Origin of the sequence: Arthrobacter sp. Soil762 (assembly GCF_001428335.1) — a bacterium.
GTDB lineage: Bacteria > Actinomycetota > Actinomycetes > Actinomycetales > Micrococcaceae > Arthrobacter.
This window is the reverse complement of record NZ_LMSG01000001.1, coordinates 328330-350713: the sequence shown is the minus strand read 5'-3', so window position 1 is coordinate 350713 and position 22384 is coordinate 328330. Positions and strand designations below refer to the sequence as shown.

The 22384-nt window shown below is 65.6% G+C and carries 22 protein-coding genes; 21 read left to right on the top strand and 1 reads right to left on the bottom strand.

Annotated elements, in window-relative coordinates; genetic code table 11:
* Positions 1-52 precede the first annotated feature (52 nt).
* Together aspS and ASG77_RS01600 are read left to right on the top strand one after the other, a co-directional pair.
* The gene (gene aspS, locus ASG77_RS01605) at positions 53-1840 is read left to right on the top strand and encodes an aspartate--tRNA ligase (protein WP_056340307.1); all 1788 of its coding nucleotides are present in this window, start codon (positions 53-55) and stop codon (positions 1838-1840) included.
* A gap of 69 nt (positions 1841-1909) precedes the next feature.
* Entirely contained in the window at positions 1910-2734 is an 825-nt protein-coding gene (locus ASG77_RS01600; RefSeq protein WP_056340305.1) for a GNAT family N-acetyltransferase, read from the top strand.
* On the opposite strand, the gene ASG77_RS01595 is transcribed toward ASG77_RS01600, so the two are convergent.
* Positions 2731-3441: an acVLRF1 family peptidyl-tRNA hydrolase gene (locus ASG77_RS01595; protein ID WP_056340302.1), complete on the bottom strand. Its 711-nt coding sequence runs from the start codon at positions 3439-3441 to the stop codon at positions 2731-2733. The genes ASG77_RS01600 and ASG77_RS01595 overlap by 4 nt on opposite strands.
* A 75-nt stretch (positions 3442-3516) precedes the next feature.
* Between ASG77_RS01595 and ASG77_RS01590 the strand changes: the two genes are divergently transcribed.
* From ASG77_RS01590 to ASG77_RS01500, 19 genes are all read left to right on the top strand, one after another.
* Positions 3517-4917 carry a replication-associated recombination protein A gene (locus ASG77_RS01590; RefSeq protein ID WP_056340299.1) on the top strand — a complete coding sequence of 467 codons (1401 nt, stop codon included), beginning with the start codon at positions 3517-3519 and terminating at the stop codon, positions 4915-4917.
* A gap of 275 nt (positions 4918-5192) precedes the next feature.
* Complete coding sequence (rpsD, locus tag ASG77_RS01585; RefSeq protein ID WP_056340296.1) at positions 5193-5819, top strand: 30S ribosomal protein S4; 627 nt, start codon at positions 5193-5195, stop codon at positions 5817-5819.
* 145 nt (positions 5820-5964) lie between these two features.
* A complete protein-coding gene (locus ASG77_RS01580; RefSeq protein WP_056340293.1) occupies positions 5965-6339 on the top strand; it encodes a DUF948 domain-containing protein in 375 nt (124 codons plus the stop codon).
* 17 nt (positions 6340-6356) lie between these two features.
* Positions 6357-6602 carry a DUF6167 family protein gene (locus tag ASG77_RS01575; protein ID WP_235564231.1) on the top strand — a complete coding sequence of 82 codons (246 nt, stop codon included), beginning with the start codon at positions 6357-6359 and terminating at the stop codon, positions 6600-6602.
* Between the two features lie 118 nt (positions 6603-6720).
* Positions 6721-9399 carry an alanine--tRNA ligase gene (gene alaS / locus ASG77_RS01570; RefSeq protein WP_056340286.1) on the top strand — a complete coding sequence of 893 codons (2679 nt, stop codon included), beginning with the start codon at positions 6721-6723 and terminating at the stop codon, positions 9397-9399.
* 7 nt (positions 9400-9406) lie between these two features.
* Positions 9407-10018, top strand: a complete 612-nt coding sequence (ruvX, locus tag ASG77_RS01565; protein ID WP_056340283.1) for a Holliday junction resolvase RuvX — start codon at positions 9407-9409, stop codon at positions 10016-10018.
* Entirely contained in the window at positions 10002-11690 is a 1689-nt protein-coding gene (gene mltG, locus ASG77_RS01560; RefSeq protein WP_056340281.1) for an endolytic transglycosylase MltG, read from the top strand. Before ruvX ends, mltG begins: the two co-directional genes overlap by 17 nt.
* Complete coding sequence (locus ASG77_RS01555) at positions 11687-12547, top strand: shikimate dehydrogenase (protein WP_056340278.1); 861 nt, start codon at positions 11687-11689, stop codon at positions 12545-12547. Before mltG ends, ASG77_RS01555 begins: the two co-directional genes overlap by 4 nt.
* A 26-nt stretch (positions 12548-12573) precedes the next feature.
* Complete coding sequence (aroC, locus tag ASG77_RS01550; protein WP_056340275.1) at positions 12574-13773, top strand: chorismate synthase; 1200 nt, start codon at positions 12574-12576, stop codon at positions 13771-13773.
* A gap of 23 nt (positions 13774-13796) precedes the next feature.
* Positions 13797-14342, top strand: a complete 546-nt coding sequence (locus ASG77_RS01545) for a shikimate kinase (RefSeq protein ID WP_268760631.1) — start codon at positions 13797-13799, stop codon at positions 14340-14342.
* Positions 14339-15430, top strand: a complete 1092-nt coding sequence (aroB, locus tag ASG77_RS01540; protein WP_056340272.1) for a 3-dehydroquinate synthase — start codon at positions 14339-14341, stop codon at positions 15428-15430. The genes ASG77_RS01545 and aroB overlap by 4 nt, the downstream gene beginning before the upstream one ends.
* On the top strand, positions 15430-15948 hold the full coding sequence (locus ASG77_RS01535) for a tetratricopeptide repeat protein (RefSeq protein ID WP_056340269.1): 519 nt from the start codon (positions 15430-15432) through the stop codon (positions 15946-15948). Before aroB ends, ASG77_RS01535 begins: the two co-directional genes overlap by 1 nt.
* A gap of 177 nt (positions 15949-16125) precedes the next feature.
* Complete coding sequence (gene efp / locus ASG77_RS01530) at positions 16126-16689, top strand: elongation factor P (RefSeq protein WP_056340266.1); 564 nt, start codon at positions 16126-16128, stop codon at positions 16687-16689.
* Positions 16689-17099 (top strand): transcription antitermination factor NusB, encoded by a 411-nt coding sequence (gene nusB, locus ASG77_RS01525; RefSeq protein ID WP_056340263.1) that lies wholly within the window; start codon positions 16689-16691, stop codon positions 17097-17099. The genes efp and nusB overlap by 1 nt, the downstream gene beginning before the upstream one ends.
* A 126-nt stretch (positions 17100-17225) precedes the next feature.
* Positions 17226-17960 carry a GntR family transcriptional regulator gene (locus ASG77_RS01520; RefSeq protein ID WP_082575773.1) on the top strand — a complete coding sequence of 245 codons (735 nt, stop codon included), beginning with the start codon at positions 17226-17228 and terminating at the stop codon, positions 17958-17960.
* 163 nt (positions 17961-18123) lie between these two features.
* The gene (locus tag ASG77_RS01515) at positions 18124-19125 is read left to right on the top strand and encodes a sugar phosphate isomerase/epimerase family protein (RefSeq protein ID WP_056340261.1); all 1002 of its coding nucleotides are present in this window, start codon (positions 18124-18126) and stop codon (positions 19123-19125) included.
* 8 nt (positions 19126-19133) lie between these two features.
* On the top strand, positions 19134-20924 hold the full coding sequence (locus tag ASG77_RS01510; protein ID WP_056340258.1) for a dihydroxyacetone kinase family protein: 1791 nt from the start codon (positions 19134-19136) through the stop codon (positions 20922-20924).
* On the top strand, positions 20921-21403 hold the full coding sequence (locus ASG77_RS01505; RefSeq protein ID WP_056340254.1) for a ribose-5-phosphate isomerase: 483 nt from the start codon (positions 20921-20923) through the stop codon (positions 21401-21403). Before ASG77_RS01510 ends, ASG77_RS01505 begins: the two co-directional genes overlap by 4 nt.
* A 2-nt stretch (positions 21404-21405) precedes the next feature.
* Entirely contained in the window at positions 21406-22374 is a 969-nt protein-coding gene (locus ASG77_RS01500) for a 3-hydroxyacyl-CoA dehydrogenase family protein (protein WP_056340252.1), read from the top strand.
* Positions 22375-22384: the final 10 nt, after the last annotated feature.

Here is a 22384-nt window from a genome sequence, read left to right as displayed (position 1 = left end):
CTATGCAGTTTTATCTTTTGTTTTCCTGCTGTCGTCTTCAGAAAGGCGTGCTGTGCTGCGCACACATGACCTCGGATCCCTTCGCTCCGAGCACATTGGACAAACCGTAACCCTGGCTGGCTGGGTGGGCCGCCGTCGTGATCACGGTGGTGTTGCATTCGTGGATCTGCGCGATGCGTCCGGCGTGGCCCAGGTTGTGGTCCGTGAGGAAGAGGTCTTCCACGGCCTGCGCAACGAGTACGTCCTGCAGATCACCGGCACCGTCTCCAAGCGCCCGGAGGGCAACGAGAACCCCGCCCTGGCCACCGGCGCCATTGAGGTCATGGCGGACAAGGTGGTTATCCTCAACACTTCCGATCCGCTGCCGTTCCAGATCGACGAGCACGTGGAGGTCGGTGAGGAAGCCCGCCTGAAGCACCGCTACCTCGACCTGCGCCGCCCCGGCCCCGCCCGTAACCTCCGGCTGCGCTCCGAAGCCAACCGGATTGCCCGCGAGCTGCTCCACCAGGACGGTTTTGTCGAGATCGAGACGCCCACGCTGACGCGTTCGACGCCGGAAGGCGCCCGCGACTTCGTGGTCCCCGCCCGCCTGGCGCCGGGTTCCTGGTACGCACTGCCGCAGTCCCCGCAGCTTTTCAAGCAGCTCCTGCAGGTGGGCGGCTTCGAGAAGTACTACCAGATCGCGCGCTGCTACCGCGACGAGGACTTCCGCGCCGACCGCCAGCCCGAATTCACCCAGCTGGACATCGAAGCCAGCTTCGTGGACCAGGACGACATCATTGCCCTGGGCGAAAACATCGTCAAGGCGCTGTGGAAGCTGATCGACGTCGAGATCCCGACGCCCATCCAGCGCATCACGTACGCCGACGCCATGGCTCGCTACGGCTCGGACAAGCCCGATCTCCGCTTCGGCGTGGAGCTGACTGAGCTTACCGAATTCTTCAAGGACACCGGCTTCGGCGTCTTCAAGGCCCCGTATGTCGGCGCCGTGGTGATGCCCGGCGGCGCTTCCCAGCCGCGACGCACCCTGGACGGCTGGCAGGAATTCGCCAAGCAGCGCGGCCACAAGGGCCTGGCCTACGTCCTCTTCAAGGAAGACGGCGAACTGGCTGGCCCTGTTGCCAAGAACCTGAACGAAACCGAGCGTGCAGGCCTCGCCGACGCCGTCGGCGCCAAGCCGGGCGACTGCATCTTCTTCGCCGCAGGTGAGAAGTCAGCGGCCCGCGCCCTCCTGGGTGCTGCCCGCGTGGAGATCGGCCACCGCACCGGCCTGATCGATCCCAGCGCCTGGGCCTTCTGCTGGGTGGTTGACGCCCCCATGTTCGAACCTGCCGCCGCAGCGGTGGCGTCCGGCGATGTGGCTGTTGGCGCCGGCAAGTGGACGGCCGTCCACCACGCCTTCACCTCGCCCAAGCCCGAGTTCATGGACACGTTCGACAATGACCCGGAATCGGCCCTGTCCTACGCCTACGACATTGTCTGCAACGGCAATGAAATCGGCGGCGGCTCCATCCGTATCCACGAGCGTGACGTCCAGGAACGCGTATTTGAACTGATGGGGCTGGACAAGGCAGACGCCCAGACCAAGTTCGGCTTCCTGCTGGAAGGCTTCAAGTTCGGCGCTCCTCCGCACGGCGGCATTGCGTTCGGCTGGGACCGTGTGGTGGCATTGCTGGCGGGCGTTGAGTCCATCCGCGACGTCATTGCCTTCCCGAAGACGGGCAACGGTTACGACCCCCTGACGCAGGCTCCCGCGCCGATCACGGCGCAGCAGCGCAAGGAAGCCGGCGTGGACTTCAAGCCCCAAACGAAAACGGAAGAGCCCAAAAAGGCCGAGTAATCCAAGCACCGCCGTCGAGAGGCTTCCCGGGAAACCGGGGGGCCTTTCGCATTGGAAGAGTGGTACGCCATGACAGTTTCACGTCCTGCACCAGCCCTGGCCCTGCCTAGGCTCGAGGCGCTGATGGATGCTGCCTGGCCGGCCCCGGACCGCGAGGAATCCGACGGCTGGGTGCTTCGCGCAGCCTCCGGCGTGACCCAGCGCGCCAACTCCGTCTGGCCGCGCGAGCCGGAGGGCGCCGCACGCCAGCAGCACGAGGCCTTGCGTGCGGCGCGGCTCTGGTACCGCGGCCGGCGCCTGCCGCTGATTTTCCAGATCTTCGATGATCCCCGCTCCGCCGGACTGAATGCCATCCTCGACGGGGAAGGCTTCACCCGGCAGTCCGAAACTCTGGTGATGTGCCGGGATGCCGGGGCAGACCGCACTGGGCCGGAGCGCGCGGCTCCGCCACCCGGCGTCGAGATCTCCACGGATCCCAGCGATGAGTGGCTGGAGCTGTGGTGGAGTGTGGATGGCCGTGGAGGTCCGGGCGAGCGCGAAACCGCACGCAGCATCCTGCCAGGTTGCCCGTCGATTTATGCCCTAGTGAGGTCCGACAACGGCGTTCCCGCCGCCGTCGGCCGGCTGGCCGTCCCTGCCGGTGCGGCAGCTAGCGGTCGGGGCGGGCTGTACTGCATGGCTACCCGTCCGGACGCCCGACGGCGCGGCTATGCCCTGCGGATCATGCAGGCACTCCTGCATGAAGGTGCCGCCCGCAGGCTGGCAGGCTATTGGCTGCTGGTCACCGCAGCGAACTCCGGGGCCCAGCAGCTCTACGCCAAGGCGGGATTCCAGGAAGCCGGCCGCTACCTCTACCGGCAGGAACGGCCCAAGCGCCATCTGACCGGCTGTTAAGTGGCCCGGGAATCCGGGTTGTTGGACGGGTTGTTCGCCGGCGCGTCCGCGACCTGGATCCTGACGGCGCAGACATCCGCGGCGGCCTTCCTCAGCACCGAGCCGTTGGGATCGGGCACATCCAGGAAGTCCAGCCGGGGGACTGAGGCGTACAGCTTCATGGCAGGTTGGTCCATGACGAGTCCCGCAAGGGTCCGGTCCCCGCCCGGAGCAAGATACTCGATCGGCTGGCCGCCGAAGACTGCTGCGGCGTGGGCCGCCACTTTCTCCACCAGCTCATCAGCCTGGTTGGCCCGGCGCCGTGCGAACCGCTGCTGCGACTGGCCGCCGGCCGCGGTGCGGGACTGCACGTAGCGGGAGCCCGTCTTGGACGCGAGCATGATGCCTTCCCTGGCCACGGCCGCCGCGTAGCCGCCGCGCCGCACGAGCACCAGTCCGGCCGTCCGTGGCTGGGTGGCGACGGAGGCCAGGCGCTCCAGCGGATCGGCGCCGCGTCCAGGGCGTCCGTCCGGTGGCCAGGGCGCCTGGAGCAAGGCGGTGGTGCCGTCGGCCGCCAGCAGCCGCAGGCCGTCGTCGTCATCGCTGATCCGGAAGCCGCCGTGCGCGGCTCCGAAGCGGTCTGCCCAGCCGGCCAGGCGTCCGCCGGACACAAACGCGGTCCTGACGGACCCCGGACGGCCGGCGCCGGGGGTGCTGCGTGCGCTCATGGCGGGATCCCTTGGGTGGCGGGCGGAAAATGGAGGGCGGAAGTGGGGCAGTGAACTAATGAGTAGCCTATCTATGTGGATGATCTCTTCGCCCAAGGGCATGGCAATGACGACGACGACACTGACGAACCGTCGTCGTCCGGCCGTACCGCCGCGCCCCGCAGTCCGTTGGCCGTCCGGATGCGGCCACGCACCCTGGATGACGTGGTGGGCCAGCAGCACCTGCTGGGGCAGGGATCGCCGTTGCGGCAGCTGGCGGCCGGCACCGACGCCCTGGGTCCCGCAGGCCCCAGCTCGCTGATCCTCTGGGGTCCGCCCGGGACCGGAAAAACCACGCTGGCGCACGTGATCGCCAAGGGCAAGGGGCGGAAGTTCGTGGAGCTGTCCGCCATCACCGCGGGCGTCAAGGACGTCCGGCGGGTTATGGACGAAGCCCTGACAGCGCGGGACCTGTACAAGACCACCACTGTGCTTTTCCTCGACGAGATCCACCGCTTCAACAAGGCCCAGCAGGATGCCCTGCTGCCCGGCGTCGAAAACCGATGGGTGGTGCTCGTAGCGGCAACCACGGAAAACCCGTCCTTTTCGGTGGTCTCGCCGCTGCTGTCCCGCTCCCTCCTGCTCACCCTGAAACCGCTGACGGAGTCGGACATTGAAGGGCTGCTGCAGCGCGCCGTGGCGGACGAACGCGGCCTGAACGGGAAAGTGGAGCTCAGTGCCGAGGCCGTGGCGCACCTCGTCCGGCTCGCAGGCGGCGACGCCCGGCGCGCCCTGACGGCCCTCGAAGCCGCAGCGGGCGTGGCCTTCGGCGATGCGGACGACGCCGCTGCCGACTCTCTGGTTACGGTGGAGCTCAAGCACACCGAACGCGCCCTGGATGTGGCTGCCGTGCGCTACGACCGCGCCGGGGACCAGCACTACGACGTCGCCAGCGCCTTCATCAAATCAGTGCGCGGGTCCGACGTCGACGCCGCACTGCACTACCTGGCCAGAATGCTGGAGGCAGGGGAGGACCCGAGGTTCATTGCCCGGCGCATCGTGATTTCCGCGGCGGAGGACGTGGGAATGGCGGACCCCACAGCCCTGCAGACGGCGGTCGCCGCCGCCCAGGCAGTCCAGCTGATCGGCATGCCTGAGGGGCGGATCGTCCTGGCCGAGGCCGTGGTGCATCTGGCCACGGCCCCCAAGTCCAACGCCGCGTACATGGGAATCAACAAGGCCGTCGCGGATGTCCGTGCCGGCCTGGGCAACGGGATCCCGGCGCACCTGCGTGATGCGCACTACCCCGGCTCCAAGCAGCTGGGCCACGGGCTCGGCTACAAGTACGCCCACGATGCCCCCCATTCCGTGGCCAGCCAGCAGTACCCGCCGGATGATCTGGTGGGTCGGGACTACTACGAGCCCACCGCCAACGGCGCGGAACGGGACATCGCCGTGCGCCTCGAACGCCTGCGCAAGATCATCCGCGGCAACTGACCGGCGTCGTCGGTGGAGTGGCCCGGGCAGTGACGCCACGGGAGTGACCGGGGGAGCAGCGGCCGGAGCGGCCGGCGGAGTGTGGGAATGCAGCCGAATCCTGCTAAGATTGTTCGTTGTCTGGCAAGGCGCGGACGCAATCTCCCCATCCTTCAGTATTTCTGCTGTTTCGTTGGGGTAGCCCTGTGCCCAGTAGCAAAAGGCAGCGGTTGGCCGATGCTCTCCATTATGGAGGCCAGTAACACTGACACACCGCAGATATTGGAAGGACACAAGTGGCTAACAACACTCGTGCTCGCCGTACAGCACGCCTCTCGCGTGCACTCGGCATTGCTCTGACCCCCAAGGCCGCCAAGTACATGGAGCGCCGCCCGTACGGCCCCGGTGAGCATGGCCGTGCCCGCAAGAAGCAGGACTCCGACTACGCCGTACGTCTGCGCGAAAAGCAGCGTCTGCGCGCCCAGTACGGCATCCGCGAAGCCCAGATGACCCGCGCCTTCGAAGAAGCCCGCCGCACCAAGGGCCTGACCGGTGAAAACCTGATCGAACTGCTCGAAATGCGTCTTGACGCCCTCGTGCTGCGTGCCGGCTTCGCCCGCACCATCGCCCAGGCCCGCCAGCTCGTTGTGCACCGCCACATCATGGTTGACGGCATCCGCGTTGACCGCCCGTCCTTCCGCGTCGGCGAAGGCCAGCTTGTCCACGTCCACACCCGCAGCGAAACCATGGTTCCGCTCCAGGTTGCAGCAGCCGGCGCACACCGCGACGTACTGCCCCAGGTTCCGGCCTACCTGGACGTCAAGCTTGACGCCCTGCAGGCCCGCCTGGTCCGTCGCCCGAAGCGCTCCGAGGTTCCCGTAACCTGCGAAGAGCAGCTCGTCGTCGAATTCTACGCACGCTAAATCCCAGCAGCGTATCCAAAGAAGCCCGTGGCAAGCGCCACGGGCTTCTTTGTATGTAAGGTACTTGGGGGACATCTGCGGAACGCATCAAGGCAGCGTACGCCGAGGTAAAAGATCCACGTCAGTTTCAAGGAGTTGAACGTCTATGTCTGGTGGCGATATTGCCGGCCTGATCGCGGCCGGGGTGTTCGCACTCCTGGTGCTGCTGCTCGCCGTGCCCATCCTGAAGCTCGGCAGTGTGCTGGAAGAAATACGGACTTCCATCCGCGCCCTCAGCGACGGCGCCACGCCCCTGATGGACGAAGTCACGGCTACTGTCTCCACCACCAACCAGCAGCTGAAGAAAGTGGATGGCATCGCCTCCAACGTTTCGGATGCGTCGGCAAACCTTTCCGCGCTGTCATCACTCGTAGCAGCGACGGTCGGTTCACCGCTGATCAAGGTAGCGGCCTTCAGCTACGGCGTGCGTTCAGCACTGGCCAACCGCAAGAAGCCCGCACCCGGCCGCCGCAGCCGCTAAGCCACCGGAGAACTGAAATGAAACGATTTGTCTGGATGGGAATCGGCGTGGCCATTGGTGTCATCGCGTTCCGCAAGATCAGCGAAGCCCAGTCCAACCTGGGGCCCGAGGGCCTGAACCGCGCGGTGGGCCGGCTGGCTGACGGCGTGTACGACTTCGCCGACGCCGTGCGTGCCGGAATGCATGAGCGCGAGACGGACCTTCGGGCCGCCCTCGGGGTCGACTCCCCGGCCGTCCCATCGCGGGATCCTGCCCGCCGCTGAACGCGCGGGAAAAACGCGCGAGAATTAAACCAGCAGTCCCGTATGCCGGGGCTGCCCACTGAATCAACACTGTCACGCAGCAGAGACGCGTGAACCAAGAAGGGTAAGTAAACAGCTCATGAAGTCGCAGGAGATCACCAAGCGCTGGATCGACTTTTTCGTCAGCAAAGGCCACACCGCGGTTCCCTCCGCCTCGCTGGTCTCCAGCGACCCCTCCCTCCTGTTCACCGTGGCCGGCATGGTCCCGTTCATCCCTTACCTGACTGCCCGCGAGGAAGCCCCCTTCGCCCGGGCCACCAGCGTTCAGAAGTGCATCCGCACCGGTGACATCGAGGAAGTGGGCAAGACCGCCCGCCACGGCACCTTCTTCCAGATGTGCGGCAACTTCTCCTTCGGTGATTACTTCAAGGAAGACGCCATCAAGTACGCCTGGGAGCTGCTCACCACGAGCGTGGACGACGGCGGCTACGGCCTTCCGCCGGAACTGCTGTGGGTGACTGTCTACGAAGAGGACGACGAAGCCAAGGAGCTGTGGCTGACGAACACCGGCGTCCCGTCCGAGCGCATTCAGCGCATGGGCAAGGCCGACAACTACTGGCACACCGGCCAGCCGGGCCCGGCAGGCCCCTGCTCGGAGATCTACTACGACAGGGGCCCTGCCTACGGCGTCGAGGGCGGCCCCATCGCCGACGAAAACCGCTACGTTGAAATCTGGAACCTGGTGTTTATGCAGTACCAGATCGACAACGTCCGGTCCAAGGACGACTTCGACGTCGTCGGCGAGCTGCCCAAAAAGAACATCGATACCGGCCTCGGCATGGAGCGCCTCGCGATGATCCTGCAGGGCGTCGAGAACATGTACGAAACCGACCAGGTCCGGCCTGTGATCGACAAGGCTGCCGAGCTGTCGGGCCGGGAGTACACCTCGGCCGAAACACCCGAGGATCCGCACCACACGGATGACGTCCGCATGCGCGTTGTGGGTGATCACATCCGTTCGGCCCTGATGCTGATCGCCGACGGCGTGACCCCGTCCAACGAGGGCCGCGGCTACGTCCTGCGCCGCCTGATCCGCCGCGCCGTGCGTTCCATGCGCCTGCTGGGCGTCGAAAAGGCCTGCCTGCCGGACCTGCTTCCCGCCTCACGCGATGCCATGAAGGGCGTCTACCCGATCGTGGCGACGGACTTTGACCGCATCAGCCGGATCGCCTACGCCGAAGAGCGGGCCTTCCTGCGCACCATCGCTTCCGGTACTGCCCGCCTCGAAGACGCCGTGACGGAGTCCAAGGCCGCCGGCACGCCGCTGTCCGGTGCCGATGCCTTCGCCCTGCACGATACCTACGGCTTCCCGATCGACCTCACCTTGGAGATGGCGGAAGAAGCCGGCCTCAAGGTCGATGAGCCGGAATTCCGACGCCTGATGCTCGAACAGCGCCAGCGTGCCCAAGCGGACGCCAAGGGAAAGAAGGGCGGCCACGCCGATCTCAGCGCCTTCCAGGAACTGCTGGCCCAGGGCGAGACCGTCTTCACCGGTTACACCGAACTGGACGGTGAGTCCCGGGTCCGGGGTATCCTCAGCCGCGGACAGAACGTGGGGCACGCCGCCACCGGCGACGAGATTGAACTCGTCCTGGCGGAGACCCCGTTCTACGCTGAGGCAGGCGGCCAGTCGGCTGACACCGGCCTCATCACAGGTGACGGATTCGTCGTCGAGGTCCTGGACGTCCAACGCCCCATCAAAGGACTGAGCGTCCACAAGGCAATCGTCCGCGAAGGCGAGATCGGCTCTGACTCACTGGTCCGCGCAGCCGTGGACCGCGAGCGGCGTCACGCCGCCGAGCAGGCCCACACCGGCACGCACATTGTCCACGCCGCCCTGCACCAGATCCTAGGCCCCGAAGCCACCCAGCGTGGTTCCTACAACAAGGCCGGCTACCTGCGCTTCGACTTCGCCTGGGGCGAAGGCCTCAGCACCGCCACGCGTTCGGAAATCGAGGAAGTCTCCAACCTCGCCATCCGCAACAACTTCCGCGTGGACACGAAGATCATGGGCCTGGCGGAGGCCAAGGCGCTGGGCGCCATGGCGCTCTTCGGCGAAAACTATGGCAGCGAAGTCCGTGTTGTGGAGATCGACGGCGCGTGGTCCCGGGAACTCTGCGGCGGCACGCACGTACCCAACACGTCCTTGATCGGCAGCCTGTCGCTGCTCGGCGAGCAGTCAGTCGGTTCAGGAAACCGCCGTGTGGAGGCGTTCGTGGGCATGGATGCTTTCCGCCACCTGGCCGCCGAGCGCGCCCTGGTGACTGAACTGACCGAGATGCTCAAAGTGCCTTCCGGTCAGCTCGCCGACAGAATCGCCAGCACGCTGAACAAGCTCAAGGCCACGGAGAAGGAACTCGACCGCCTGCGCAAGGAACAGATCGCCGCGGCGGCCGGAAACCTCGTGGGCACAGCCCGGGACGCAGCCGGCGTCCAGGTCATCGCACACGACGCCGGCCAGATCGGCGGCGCTGACGACATCCGCAACCTTGCCCTCGACCTGCGCAACCGCCTCGGTTCGGGAGCGTCCACAGTGGCAGTGGCCGGTGTGAGCAATGACCGGCCCATGATCCTCGTGGCCACCAACGAGGCAGCCCGGGAAGCCGGCGTGAAGGCCGGTGCCCTGGTCCGGCTCGCGGCCGGGATCCTCGGCGGCGGCGGCGGCGGCAAGGACGACGTCGCCCAGGGTGGCGGCACGGACGCCGCCAAGGTCGCACCGGCGCTGGCCGCCGTTGTGGACGCCATCTCCCGGCGCTAGGGAACCTGTGACAGAATCCGCTGGCGCCGCCGTCTACCCTCAGGGCATCAAACTGGGGGTAGACGTCGGCACCGTCCGCGTGGGCGTCGCCATCTGCGACCGGGACGAAATCCTGGCCACTCCGCACAAGACCCTGGACCGCAACGTCAAGAAGAATTCCGACGTGCGTGTCATCGCGTCCCTCGCTGTGGAACTGGGCGCCGTCCAGGTCTTCGTGGGGCTGCCACGCACCATGAAGGGCGAGGAACACGCCTCTGCCAGGATGGCCACCGACTACGCCGAACTGCTGGTTGCGGAGTTCGTTGCCCGGGGGATGGATGTTCCCGTCAACCTCGTGGACGAACGCCTGAGCAGTGTTACGGCGCACCGTAACCTGCACGAAGCTGGCATGAGCAGCCGGAACCACCGTAAAGTGGTGGATCAGGTCGCGGCGGCAGGCATCCTCCAGCACGCCATCGACATGCAAAAAGCCAGGGGAACGGACGTTGGCAGCCGCGTGACTGCGCCGCCCCGTACTCGGCCATCCGGAGCAGGTTCGGCAGTTCAGCCCGAGCATGCGGCCCCGGAAGGCATGATTCGATCTCAGAACACGGAAGGCTACAGTGAGCCCGTCCAATAACGACGACACCTCAGGCGCCACGAGCAACGATGGCGCCAGGCCGCTGACCCGAAAAGAGCTCCGCGCACTGGAGAAGCACACGGGAAGCAGCGATGTGGTTCCCGAGCAGGCCTACGAAACGGGCCATGATGCGCCGGCACCTGCCACGGCTCCTGTTCCCGAAGCTGCACCCGCTCCGGGGCCTGCCGCAGTTCCGGAGCCGCAGCCGGAACCGGTTCACGCTCACGAACCGGTTCACGTGCCCGAACCCGCTCCGGAGCCGGAGCCGGCTATCCCCACAGCCCCGGACACGCCGCCTTCCATCCAGCACGCCGGTCCGGCCGCAGACCACCATCCGGATGACGCCCAGGTTCAGGAACACCACCCCGAAGACCAGCACTTTAATGAAGCGCACGACGCCGGGCACCACCACTTCCCTGACGAAGCGCACGACGCCGGTCACCACTACCCTGACGAAGCGCACCATGACGCCGGGCACCACTACCCGGGCCAAGCCGTCCACGACGCCGGTCACCTTGATGATCACCATGTCGATGACCACGATCCGGATGATCACCATGCCGCCTCCGGCCTGTTCGCCGGCGCAGCCGCGGGTTCCGTAGTGACAAAGCCCTCCAAGAAGGTGCGGCGCCGGCGCCGCCTCCTGGCCCTGTTCCTGACTCTTGTGGTCTTCGTGGCAGCGATCGCCGTGGGTGCGCAGTTCCTGAAGCCCCTGCTGGGAAACGATAAAGCGGCAGACTACCCCGGCCCCGGCACTGGCGAAGTAATAGTTTCCGTCCAGCCAGGTGAAGGTACCCGCTCCGTGGCCACCAAACTGGAGAGCGGGAAAGTTGTGGCCAACGCTGACACATTCCTCCAGGCATTTGCTTCTTCAGGTGGAACGCTGTCGCCGGGGGACTACACGTTCAAGACGGAGATGAAGAACTCCGACGCCGTCAGCATCCTGCTTGGCACCGACAAGAGCAAGGTCATCTACTTCGCCTTGAATGCCGGACTCAGGATCGGCGAGTCGCTGCAGGCCATCTCAGAGGGCTCCGGCGTGTCGCTGCAGCAGCTTAAGGAACTCAGCAACGCTCCCGCTCAGTTTGGCCTTCCGGCCAACGCCAAAAACCTTGAGGGCTTCCTCGCTCCGGGCGAGTACCGCTTCCCGCTCGGCACACCGGCGAAGGAGATCCTCCAGTCGCTGGTCAAGGGAACCACCGACGAACTGGTGGCACAGGGCATCTCCGATCCGGCGAAGCAGTACGAAGCCGTGATTGTGGCGAGCATTGTGCAGGCTGAGGGCGGACAGGCTGAGTACGGTGACGTTGCCGGTGCCATCTACAACCGGCTCAAGCCGAATGACCAGACCTACGGCTACCTGCAGGTGGATTCGGCCGTGACGTACGGGCTGGGCACCAAGAGCTTCAACTTCACCGATGAAGAGCGCCAGGACAAATCCAACCTCTACAACACCTACGCAAACCCGGGCCTGCCGCCGGGCCCCATCGGCTCCCCGGGCAAGACCGCCATCGACGCGGCGGCGAAGCCCAAAACCAACGACTACCTGTACTGGGTAACCATCAACCTGGACACGAAGGAGACAAAGTTCTCCAAGACGCTCGACGAACACAACGTCTACGTCAACGAGTACAACACGTGGTGCCAGGCCAACGTGGGCCGCTGCACATGAGTCTCCGGGCCGCCGTCCTGGGCCATCCGATCAGCCACTCCAAGTCCCCCGCCCTGCACCTGGCGGCCTACCGCAAACTCGGGATGGACATCGGCTACACGGCCCTGGACCTGACCGAGCAGGCGCTGCCCGCGTTTATGGAACAGGTCAGGACGCAGCAGGGCTGGCGCGGCCTCTCAGTGACCATGCCCCTGAAATCAGGCATGTTTGCCGAAGTGGACGAAGTCCGCGGCGTGGCACGGACACTGGGCGTGGTCAACACCGTCGCCTTCGAGGAAGACCTCGGCTCCGTCAGGAGCATCGGCTACAACACCGACGTCGCCGGCATCGTCAACGCTGTCCGTAACGCCGGAGTGGCAGCCAGCCCCGCTGCCGTGGTCCTGGGCGGAGGCGGTACAGCCGCAGCCGCAGTGGCCGCGCTGAAGGATCTGGGCACGCAGCACGCCCAGGTGTTCGTCCGGGATATCTCCCGGGCCGACGAAGCACGCGCCGCCGCGGCCGGAGTAGGCCTTTCCATCGTCGTCCGGCCGCTGACCGAAGCCGCCGTTCCAACAGCAAGTGCCGACGTCGTAATTTCCACGCTCCCGCCGCGCGCAGCGGATGGACTGGCGGTGGAGATCGCCGCTTTGGGAACCGGAACACCCGGTGTCCTCCTGGACGTGGCCTATGATCCGTGGCCCAGCCAGATTGCGTCGGCGTGGCAGTCCGGCGGCGGTGCGGTGGTGCCCGGACTCGAAATGTTGTTGTACCAGGCGGTGGAACAGGTACGCCTGTTCACCGGCCGCGGTGACGACGTTAATGCAGCTGTCATAGATGTGATGTGCGACTCAGTCGGCCTTCCCCGACGGGCGTTCTGACCGCCATACGTGGCAGGATGGAAATTATGTTGCGTTGGTTGACTGCCGGTGAATCCCATGGTCCGGCCCTGATGGGAATTATTGAAGGCGTCCCCGCCGGTGTTGAACTCACCAGCGGGCAGATCGCCGATTCATTGGCACGCCGCCGCCTTGGCTACGGCCGGGGCGCCCGGATGAAGTTTGAGCAGGACGTCGTGACCATTCTCGGCGGCGTCCGCCACGGCCTGACCCAGGGCGGTCCAGTGGCCGTCCAGATCGCCAACACCGAATGGCCCAAGTGGGAGCAGATCATGGCTGCCGATCCGGTGGATCCGGAAATCCTGGCCGACCAGGCCCGCAACGCACCGCTGACCCGGCCCCGTCCGGGCCACGCAGACTTCACCGGGATGCAGAAGTACGGGTTCACCGAGGCCCGGCCCGTCCTGGAACGCGCCAGCGCACGGGAGACCGCCACCCGGGTTGCCATGGGCACCGTGGCGTCCCAGTTCCTCAAGGCGCTCGGCATCGAACTGGTCAGCCACACCGTCTCCATCGCCAGCGTGACCGTGCCCGAGGGCCGTCCGCTGCCCGTTCCGGCCAACGTGATTGCGCTCGACGCCGATCCTTTGCGCTGTTTTGACCGCGAGACCTCCGATGCCATGGTGGCCGAAGTTGACGCCGCCCACAAGGAAGGCGAAACCCTGGGCGGTGTGGTGGAGGTCCTCGCGTACGGACTGCCGCCGGGACTGGGCAGCTATGTCCACTGGGACCGCAGGCTTGATTCGCGCCTCGCCGCCGCCCTGATGGGCATCCAGGCCATCAAGGGGGTGGAAGTCGGCGACGGTTTCCTGACAGCTGCGCGCCGCGGCTCCGCTGCCCACGACGAAATCGTCAAAGACGCGGACGGCAAGATCATCCGGACCAGCAACCGGGCCGGCGGCATTGAAGGCGGCATGAGCATCGGCGACGTCCTGCGCGTGCGGGCGGCCATGAAGCCCATCGCCACGGTGCCCCGCGCCCTGCGCACGGTTGACGTCAGCACGGGGGAGCCTGCCAAGGCGCACCACCAGCGCTCCGACGTCTGTGCCGTGCCGGCTGCCGGCGTGGTGGCCGAGGCGATGGTCGCGCTGGTTCTGGCGGAAGCCGTCACCGAAAAGTTCGGCGGTGACTCCGTGGCGGAGACCGCCCGCAACATCAAGGGTTACCTGGACAACATTCCGGCATCCCTGGACTCGATCGGCCACTAGTGCCCGGGAGCCGTAAGGCCGGGGTGCCTGGCAACCGGCCCATTGTCCTCATCGGACCCATGGCGGTGGGAAAGTCCGCGATCGGGCACGAGTTGGCCAAGCTGCTGGACGTGCCCTTCGTCGATACGGACAACCTGATCGTGGACGCCCATGGCAGCATCGCCTCCATTTTTGCCGGCCGCGGCGAGCACGCGTTCCGGGAGATCGAGGCCCGGACCGTTGCCAGCGCGGTGGAGCATGCAGAAAGCGCGGCCAGCGTGATTTCCTTGGGTGGCGGCGCCGTGCTGGATTCCGGCACGCAGCAGCTCCTGGGCCGCTGCACCGTGGTGTACCTCGAATGTGATGAGGAAACCGTGGCCGCCCGCATCGCCCGGAACTCGGGCCGGCCGCTGCTCGCCGGCGATGCCATGGCCCGATGGTCCGCTCTGTTTATTACCAGGAAACCCGTTTACGAACGGCTGGCCGACCTTGTGGTGGATGTCCGCCAGGGCTCGGTCAGCGAGCTGGGACACCGGCTCGAAGTTGCGCTGCGTGACTACGCGGCCGCCAAACAGGAAGTTGAAAATTGAGCGTCGATTCAACAGTCATCAAGGTCACCGGCGAATCCGCTGGGCAGAATTACGACGTCGTAGTTGGCCGCGGTCTGCTGGGGAACCTTCCGGCGTTGCTGGGGGAGCGGGTCCGGCGTGTGCTGGTCATCCATCCCCGTGCGTTGCGGCTCACCGGGGATACGGTCCGCGATGAGCTGGCTGCAGCGGGTTTCACCTCACTGACCGCGGAAATCCCGGACGCCGAAGAAGGCAAACACATCCAGGTCGCCGCTTTCTGTTGGCAGGTCCTGGGCCAGAACGATTTCACGCGCTCGGACGCCATCGTGGCAGTGGGCGGCGGGGCCGTCACCGACCTGGCCGGTTTTGTGGCGGCTACCTGGCTCCGCGGCGTCAAGGTCATCCACATGCCCACCAGCCTGCTGGGCATGGTGGATGCTTCCGTGGGTGGAAAGACCGGTATCAACACGGCTGAGGGCAAGAACCTGGTGGGCTCCTTCCACCCACCGGCCGGAGTGTTGGTGGACCTGGACACCCTCAACACGTTGCCCAGGAACGAAATCATTTCCGGCATGGCTGAAGTCATCAAGTGCGGCTTCATCGCAGATCCGGCCATCCTTGACCTGATCGAAAAGGACCCCGCGGCGGCCACCGACCCCGGATCGGACGCCCTGCGCGAACTCATTGAACGCGCCATTGCGGTCAAGGCCAAAGTGGTCTCGGAAGACCTCAAGGAATCCGGGCTGCGCGAAATCCTGAACTACGGCCACACCCTGGCCCACGCCATTGAACTCGTGGAGCGGTACTCCTGGCGCCACGGCGCGGCAGTATCGGTGGGCATGATGTTCGCCGCTGAACTGGCCCGCAGCGTTGGCCGGCTCAGCGATGCCGACGCCGACCGCCACCGCAGCATCCTGGAAACACTGGGACTCCCGGTCACGTACCGGCGGGACCGCTGGCAGGGGCTGCTGGACGGCATGCGGCGCGACAAGAAATCACGCGGGGACCTCCTGCGCTTTGTGGTCCTGGATGGCATCGCCAAGCCGGGCATCCTGGATGTCCCGGACACGTCCTTGCTCTTCGCGGCCTACCAGGAAATCGCCTCCTGATGCAGGGCGACGTGGCGGGCACCAGCGACTGGCCCGAGGGTGGCTTCCCCGGAATCCGGATCAACCCGGAGTCCCTGCTGCCGGAGATCGTCAACGAGGATGCCTGCCGCGAGGCCCTCGCGGCGTCCACGGACCCGTCGGACCAGATCTTCGTCCTGATCGTGGAGGGACATGCTGCGGAGGCGGCCGAACTGCTTGCGGAGGCCCGTTTCAAGGACCCTGAGTCCTTCCGCCTCCGTACGTTCGAGGCCGAGGTGCTGCGTGTCTCTCACCGTACGGACCGTGCCCTGGACCTGTTCCGCCAGTTGCTTGCGGAGTTCCACGGAACTGACCGTGAAGCCCTGGTCCTGCAACACCTGGGCAAGACCCAGTACGCCGCCGGACACACGTCGGCCGCGGTGGAAGCCTTTGCCCGGGCACTGGATCTTCGGGTTGCGCAATCGGCTGATGCCGCGCAGATCTACTCATCCACCGTTGCCCTTCAGCGGGCCCGCGACGTCCTGGATCTCGCCTGCTGACACGCCTATCCGGTTCTGAGGTGGGTGGCCGGGAGGCCCGGACGCAAGCCGCCCGGGTTTTACCGGTAGAATGGTTCTTGGATTTTTGATAAACACGCGCTGGCAGGCCGTTCGGCATGCCTGGCCGGCATAGAACGTCTGACAACTGAGCAGACAGATAGAAACCAGAGGATACCAGTGGCAACCACTAACGACATCAAGAACGGAACGGTCCTGAAGCTCGAGGGCCAGCTCTGGAACATCATTGAATTCCAGCACGTCAAGCCCGGCAAAGGCGGCGCGTTTGTGCGGACCAAGATGCGGAATGTGATGTCCGGCAAAGTTGTAGACAAGACGTTCAACGCCGGTCTTAAGATCGAGACCGCCACGGTTGACCGCCGGGACTACCAGTACCTGTACCAGGACGGTGCCGACTTCGTGTTTATGGACACCTCGGACTTCGACCAGCTCACCGTCTCCGGCGCCACTGTTGGTGACGCCACCAACTTCATGCTGGAGAACCAGATGGTGAACATCGCCATCCACGAAGGCAACCCGCTCTACATCGAACTTCCGCCCAGCGTTGTCCTCGAGATCACCTACACCGAGCCTGGCCTGCAGGGCGACCGCTCCTCGGCCGGCACCAAGCCCGCAACGCTGGAAACCGGCTACGAGATCCAGGTTCCGTTGTTCGTCGAGAACAACACCAAGGTCAAGGTCGATACTCGCGACGGCAGCTACCTCGGCCGGGTCAGCGAGTAGTGAGCGCACGCGGTAAGGCCCGTAACAGGGCACTGGATGTCCTCTTCGAAGCCGAGCAGCGCTCGGTTTCCGCCTTCGATGTACTCAGGTCCCGGCGCGAATTGACAGACCAGATCGTGAACCCGTACACCTTGGAAATCGTGGAAGGCGTCGTCTCACAGCAGACCGCCATCGACGAATTCCTCGAGACCTATTCCCAGGGCTGGACCCTGGAACGTATGCCTTCGGTGGACCGCATCATCCTGCGGATCGGCACCTGGGAACTGCTGTACAACGACGACGTTCCCGACGGTGTCGCGGTCAGTGAGGCAGTGGCACTGTCCAAGACGCTCTCAACGGATGAATCGCCGTCGTTCATCAACGGCCTCCTCGGCCGGCTGCAGCAGCTGAAGCCCTCCCTCTTGGCCTGAGCTGCTACGCCGCGGGCCAAGAGCCCGCGCACGGCGTCATAAAGAGCCCCGGCCAGGTCCACCTGGCCGGGGCTCTTTATCTCTCCGGAAACGATCGCTGACCGGCGCTTCCTATAGGATCTGACTATGCAAAACGCGTCCACAGGCCCCCGCGCCGGCAGCAGCACAGATGACCAGACCGGCCCCCGCAGGACCGGCCGCGCGGTCAGCCGCGAGGTGCTGGCGGACCACGTTTACGCGGAGCTCCTGGCCTCCCTTATGGATGGCCGGCTGGCGCCCGGCGCCGTAGTCAGCATTGACGGGACGGCCCGCGAACTGGACGTTTCTCCCACTCCGGTCCGCGAGGCCCTTGCTCGGCTTGAGCACACCGGAATGGTCCGGAGAGTGGCGCTGAAAGGCTACCGCGTGGCTCCCGTTTTTACGCAGGAGGATTTTGCCGAGCTGATGGAGGCGCGGTTGGCAATCGAGCCCGTCAACGCCCGGCTGGCTTGTGAACGCATCAACCAGCACGGCCTGGCCGAGCTCGGGAAGGCCGTCGAGGACCTGAAATCTGCGCCCCGGGGACCTTCGTTTGCCGAGTTCAAGGACTACTTCGAAGCGGACGAGCGGTTCCACCAGCTGATTGCGCGGCAAACCGGAAACCAGTTTATGGAGGCCGCCTACTCAGCCCTCGGGGGACAGGTCCAACGGTTCCGCCTCTTCGGCGGCGTGGGCATTACGGATGCCGAGCACGCCATCGCGGAACACGAGGCAGTCCTGGCTGCCGTCACCACCGGCGATCCCGACAAAGCAGCCGCAGCCATGGCGGACCACATCCGCAAGGTCCGTTCCCGGGCCATTGCCGACGCCGCGGAAAGCTAAACCCGGCGGCGACTAGGTAACAGTAAGTGTCGTTTTGAACCCTCAAAACGACACTTACTGCTACCCGGATGGGATGGGCGGGGCCACTCAGGGAAGTGATCTTGACAACTCTTTTTTGGTAGTAGATCCTATAGGAAAGAGGATTACGAAGGAGTAAAGCACCGTGGCTTACACAGCTGAGAATTGGCCCATCACCGCAGCACTGCTGCAGTTTCCGGGAACTGATGCCAAGGGCACGCAGATCAACGACGCCGACGCGTCCAGTTGGGCGGAAGTCCTGACCGAGGTCAAGGAAGCCGGCTTCGCCAACGCTGACCTGACCGACAGCTGGGTCCGTCCAGGCGATCTGAGCAAAGAGCGGCTCGCCGAGTTCAAGCAGACCGCAGGGAATGTAGGCATCGGGATCCCGGTCATTTCCGCCATCCGCCGCAGCGTGATCCACCAGACGGACTGGGCCGACAACCTCGCCTACAGCCACCGGACCATCGACGCAGCCGCCGAGCTCGGATGCGAAGTAGTGTCCATCGGACTGCACCAAGCCATTACCCCGGAGCAGCAGAAGCAGCTGTGGTTCTGGACCGTTGAGGGCTACAAGGACCCGGTGGGGGACAAGGAAGTGTGGGGCAATGCGGTCTCCCGCATCCGTGAGCTGGGCCAGCACGCAGCAGACGCCGGTGTCCTGCTCTCCCTGGAGATGTACGAGGATACCTACCTCGGCACGGCGGACTCCTCGGTACAGCTGGTGCAGGACATCGGCCTGGCCAATGTTGGGCTCAACCCGGACCTCGGCAACCTGATCCGGCTGCACCGGCCCATCGAGGACTGGCGCGAAATGGTAGCCAAGACCATGCCGTACTCGAACTACTGGCACATGAAGAACTACATCCGGGACGAGGACGTGGCGCGGGACAGTTACATCACCATGCCCGCCCCGATGGAGAGCGGCCTCATCAACTACCGCGAAGCCTTCAAGGTTGCACTGTCCGTAGGCTTCCAGGGCATCCTGTGCACCGAACACTACGGCGGAGACGGGCTCAGCGTTACGGCCAGCAACCAGGAGTACCTGCGCCGCCACATCCTGCCCAAGTCCGATGGCTATGCGCTGGGCCAGAGCCAGGTTGCCCAGGGCCGGCAACTGCCCGCCGCGGAACTGGCAGGAGTCTAGGAAGAGCCATGACGCAGATCTTTGACAATCCCGCTGATTTCGCGGATGAGGCACTGGACGGCTTCGTCGCTGCCAACCGCGCATACGTTGCCCGCGTGGACGGCGGTGTGGTCCGCTCGACTGAGGTGCCCGCCGGCCAGGTCGCACTCGTCGTCGGCGGCGGCTCCGGCCACTACCCGGCCTTCGCCGGTCTGGTTGGGCCGGGGCTGGCAACAGCCTCCGCCTGCGGCAACATGTTCGCGTCACCGGCCGCCGGGCAGATTTACCGCGTGGCCAAAGAGGCAAATGCCGGCGGGGGAGTGCTGCTGAGCTACGGCAACTACGCGGGCGACGTCCTGCACTTCGGCCAGGCGCAGCTGCGCCTGAACGCCGAAGGCATCGAGACCCGCACGGTCACCGTCACGGACGACATCGCCAGTGCACCACTGGACCAGATCGGAAAGCGCCGCGGCATCGCCGGCGACCTCACGGTGTTCAAGATCGCCGGTGCCGCCGCCGAGGCGGGCCTGAGCCTGGACGAGGTGGAACGGCTTGCCATCAAGGCCAATGACCGCACGCGTTCCCTGGGCGTGGCCTTCGACGGCTGCACCCTGCCCGGCGCCAGCGAACCGCTCTTCCACGTCCCGGCAGGCCAGATGTCCCTGGGCCTGGGCATCCACGGGGAACCGGGCATCTCGGAACATCCCATGCCCACGGCGTCCGAACTCGCCGAACTGCTGGTCTCGCGCCTCCTCGCGGACACCCCGGATCACCGCGGAAGCCGCGTGGTGGCCATCGTCAACGGCCTCGGTACCGTCAAGTACGACGAACTTTTCCTCCTGTTCGGCAAGATCGAGAAACACCTCGTCAACGCCGGACTGACCGTGGTGGAACCGGAATGCGGCGAGTTGGTCACGAGCCTGGACATGTCCGGGCTTTCCCTGACGCTGCTCTGGCTGGACGAGGAACTCGAACACTACTGGGCCGCGCCAGCAGACTCACCGGCCTACCGCAAGGGCAACCTGGCTCCGCGTGCCCGCCGCCAGCTGACCGGACCGGAAGACGCCGTGGCCGGCGAAGTGGAAGAAACGACGGCGGCAGCAGCGGACCTGGGCCGGCTGGCAGCCGCCGTGCTCGCCCAAGTGCGGGACGTCGTCGTCGATCACGAAGAGGAACTGGGCAACCTGGACGCCATTGCCGGCGACGGCGACCACGGCCTCGGCATGCGCCGCGGCGTGGAGGCAGCTTCCGACGCCGCGGCACAGGCCGCAGCGTCCGGCGCGTCGGTGGGACGCGTGCTTGAAGCAGCCGGTGAAGCCTGGAGCGAACGGGCCGGCGGCACCTCAGGAGCACTGTGGGGATCTGCGGTCATCGCGTCCGGAGTTGCCCTGGGCAGCCGGGCAACCTACACCAATGAGGACGCGATCGCCGCCGTGGCCGCATTCGTGGGCGCCGTCACTGAGCTCGGCAAGGCCGAGCCGGGCGACAAGACCATGGTGGACGCGCTCCTGCCTTTCCGGGAGGCGTTCCTCCGGGAGTTCGACGGCGGCACCACCCTGGCCCAGGCCCTCACCGTTGCCGCCTCCGCTGCCAGGGCGGCGGCTGCGAAAACGGCGGAACTGCGCCCGCTCAAGGGCCGCGCCCGTCCGCTGGCCGAAAAGAGCCTCGGGCACCCCGACCCCGGCGCGGTCTCCTTTGGGCTGATCGCCGAACGGATTGCCGCATACATCCACTCTGGCCTGGCGGAGCCAAACTTCACGGAGCCAGGGCTGGTCCATTCTGAACTGGCTTACGCGGCCGGAAAAGGAGCAACAACATGAACACCCACGCAGGTTGGCGCATCGTCATCGGCAACGATGAGGCCGGCGTCGAGTACAAGGAAGCCCTGAAGGCGCTGCTCACGGCAGACAGCCGCGTTGCCTCCGTGCTGGACATCGGGGTTGCGGCCAACGATGCCACCGCCTACCCGCACGTCGCGGTCAAAGCCGCCCGCAAAGTGGCGGACGGCGAGGCGGACCGCGCACTCCTCATCTGCGGAACGGGACTGGGTGTGGCCATCGCGGCCAACAAGGTACGCGGAATCCGCGCGGTGACGGCCCACGACAGCTATTCCGTAGAGCGATCCGTCCTCAGCAACAATGCACAGGTCCTCACGCTGGGCCAGCGGGTCATCGGCCTGGAACTCGCCAAGAAGCTCGTGGGCGAGTGGCTCGAGTACCGCTTTGATGAAAGTTCAGCGTCTGCCGACAAGGTCGACGCCATCTGCTCCTATGAGCCCGAATACACGAAGGCAGTCTGATCATGACCACAACACCTAACAGCGCACGCAAGATCGCCGTCGTCGGATCGGGATACATGGGTGGCGGTATTGCCCAGGTCCTGGCACTGGGCGGAGCCCGGGTTGCCCTGGCCGATGTCTCCGCCGAGGTGGCGCAGAACAACTATGAGCGGCTGCTGGCCGAATCGGACCAGTTCGTCGCCGACGGCCTGTTTCCGGCAGGCTCCACGGAAATCCTCAAGCAGAATCTGTGGGCCGCCAAGGACATCGAGGAAGCCGTGGCGGATGCCGACTTCATCGAGGAAGCCGTACCCGAAGTCATCGCCATCAAGCACCAGACGCTGGCACGGATCAGCGCAGCCGCCCGACCGGACGCCATCATCGGTTCCAACACGTCAACCATCTCCATCGCGGAACTGTCCGAGCCGGTCGCCAACCCGGAGCGGTTCCTCGGCGTGCACTTCTCGAACCCGTCCCCGTTCATCCCTGGCGTGGAAATCATCCCGCATGCCGGCACGTCGGCCGCCACCATCGGAGCCGTCCGGGACCTGGTCCATGCCGCCAACAAGCAGACCGCGGTGGTCAAGGACGTCACCGGATTCGTCCTCAACCGCCTGCAGTACGCCCTCTTCCACGAGGCCGCGCAGCTCGTGGAGCAGGGAATCGCCACCGCTGAGGACGTGGACACCCTGGTCCGCACCACCTTCGGCTTCCGCCTGCCGTTCTTCGGTCCGTTTGCGATCGCAGATATGGCCGGCCTGGACGTCTACAACTTCTGCTACAAGTCACTGCAGACCGAATTCCCGGAACGCTTCGCCACGCCCAGGATCCTGAGTGACCTGGTGGAAGCAGGCAAACTCGGCACCAAGACCGGCGCCGGCTTCCTCAACGTCCCGGCCGAACGCACCCCGGAACTCATCGCCTACCGCAACAGGGCCTACGTGGCCATGCAGAAGCTCATCGACGAGCTCGGCCCGGCCCCCATCAACTAAGGAGCATTTC

Excerpts from the sequence above, each read along its gene's own strand:
- ASG77_RS01505 (WP_056340254.1), top strand. The coding sequence starts at position 20,921 with ATGAACACCCACGCAGGTTGGCGCATCGTCATCGGCAACGATGAGGCC.
- ASG77_RS01520 (WP_082575773.1), top strand. The coding sequence starts at position 17,226 with ATGCAAAACGCGTCCACAGGCCCCCGCGCCGGCAGCAGCACAGATGAC.
- ASG77_RS01595 (WP_056340302.1), bottom strand. The coding sequence starts at position 3,441 with ATGAGCGCACGCAGCACCCCCGGCGCCGGCCGTCCGGGGTCCGTCAGG.
- aroC (WP_056340275.1), top strand. The coding sequence starts at position 12,574 with ATGTTGCGTTGGTTGACTGCCGGTGAATCCCATGGTCCGGCCCTGATG.
- ASG77_RS01600 (WP_056340305.1), top strand. The coding sequence starts at position 1,910 with ATGACAGTTTCACGTCCTGCACCAGCCCTGGCCCTGCCTAGGCTCGAG.
- ASG77_RS01580 (WP_056340293.1), top strand. The coding sequence starts at position 5,965 with ATGTCTGGTGGCGATATTGCCGGCCTGATCGCGGCCGGGGTGTTCGCA.
- ASG77_RS01535 (WP_056340269.1), top strand. The coding sequence starts at position 15,430 with ATGCAGGGCGACGTGGCGGGCACCAGCGACTGGCCCGAGGGTGGCTTC.
- alaS (WP_056340286.1), top strand. The coding sequence starts at position 6,721 with ATGAAGTCGCAGGAGATCACCAAGCGCTGGATCGACTTTTTCGTCAGC.
- ASG77_RS01575 (WP_235564231.1), top strand. The coding sequence starts at position 6,357 with ATGAAACGATTTGTCTGGATGGGAATCGGCGTGGCCATTGGTGTCATC.
- ASG77_RS01510 (WP_056340258.1), top strand. The coding sequence starts at position 19,134 with ATGACGCAGATCTTTGACAATCCCGCTGATTTCGCGGATGAGGCACTG.
- ASG77_RS01500 (WP_056340252.1), top strand. The coding sequence starts at position 21,406 with ATGACCACAACACCTAACAGCGCACGCAAGATCGCCGTCGTCGGATCG.
- ASG77_RS01555 (WP_056340278.1), top strand. The coding sequence starts at position 11,687 with ATGAGTCTCCGGGCCGCCGTCCTGGGCCATCCGATCAGCCACTCCAAG.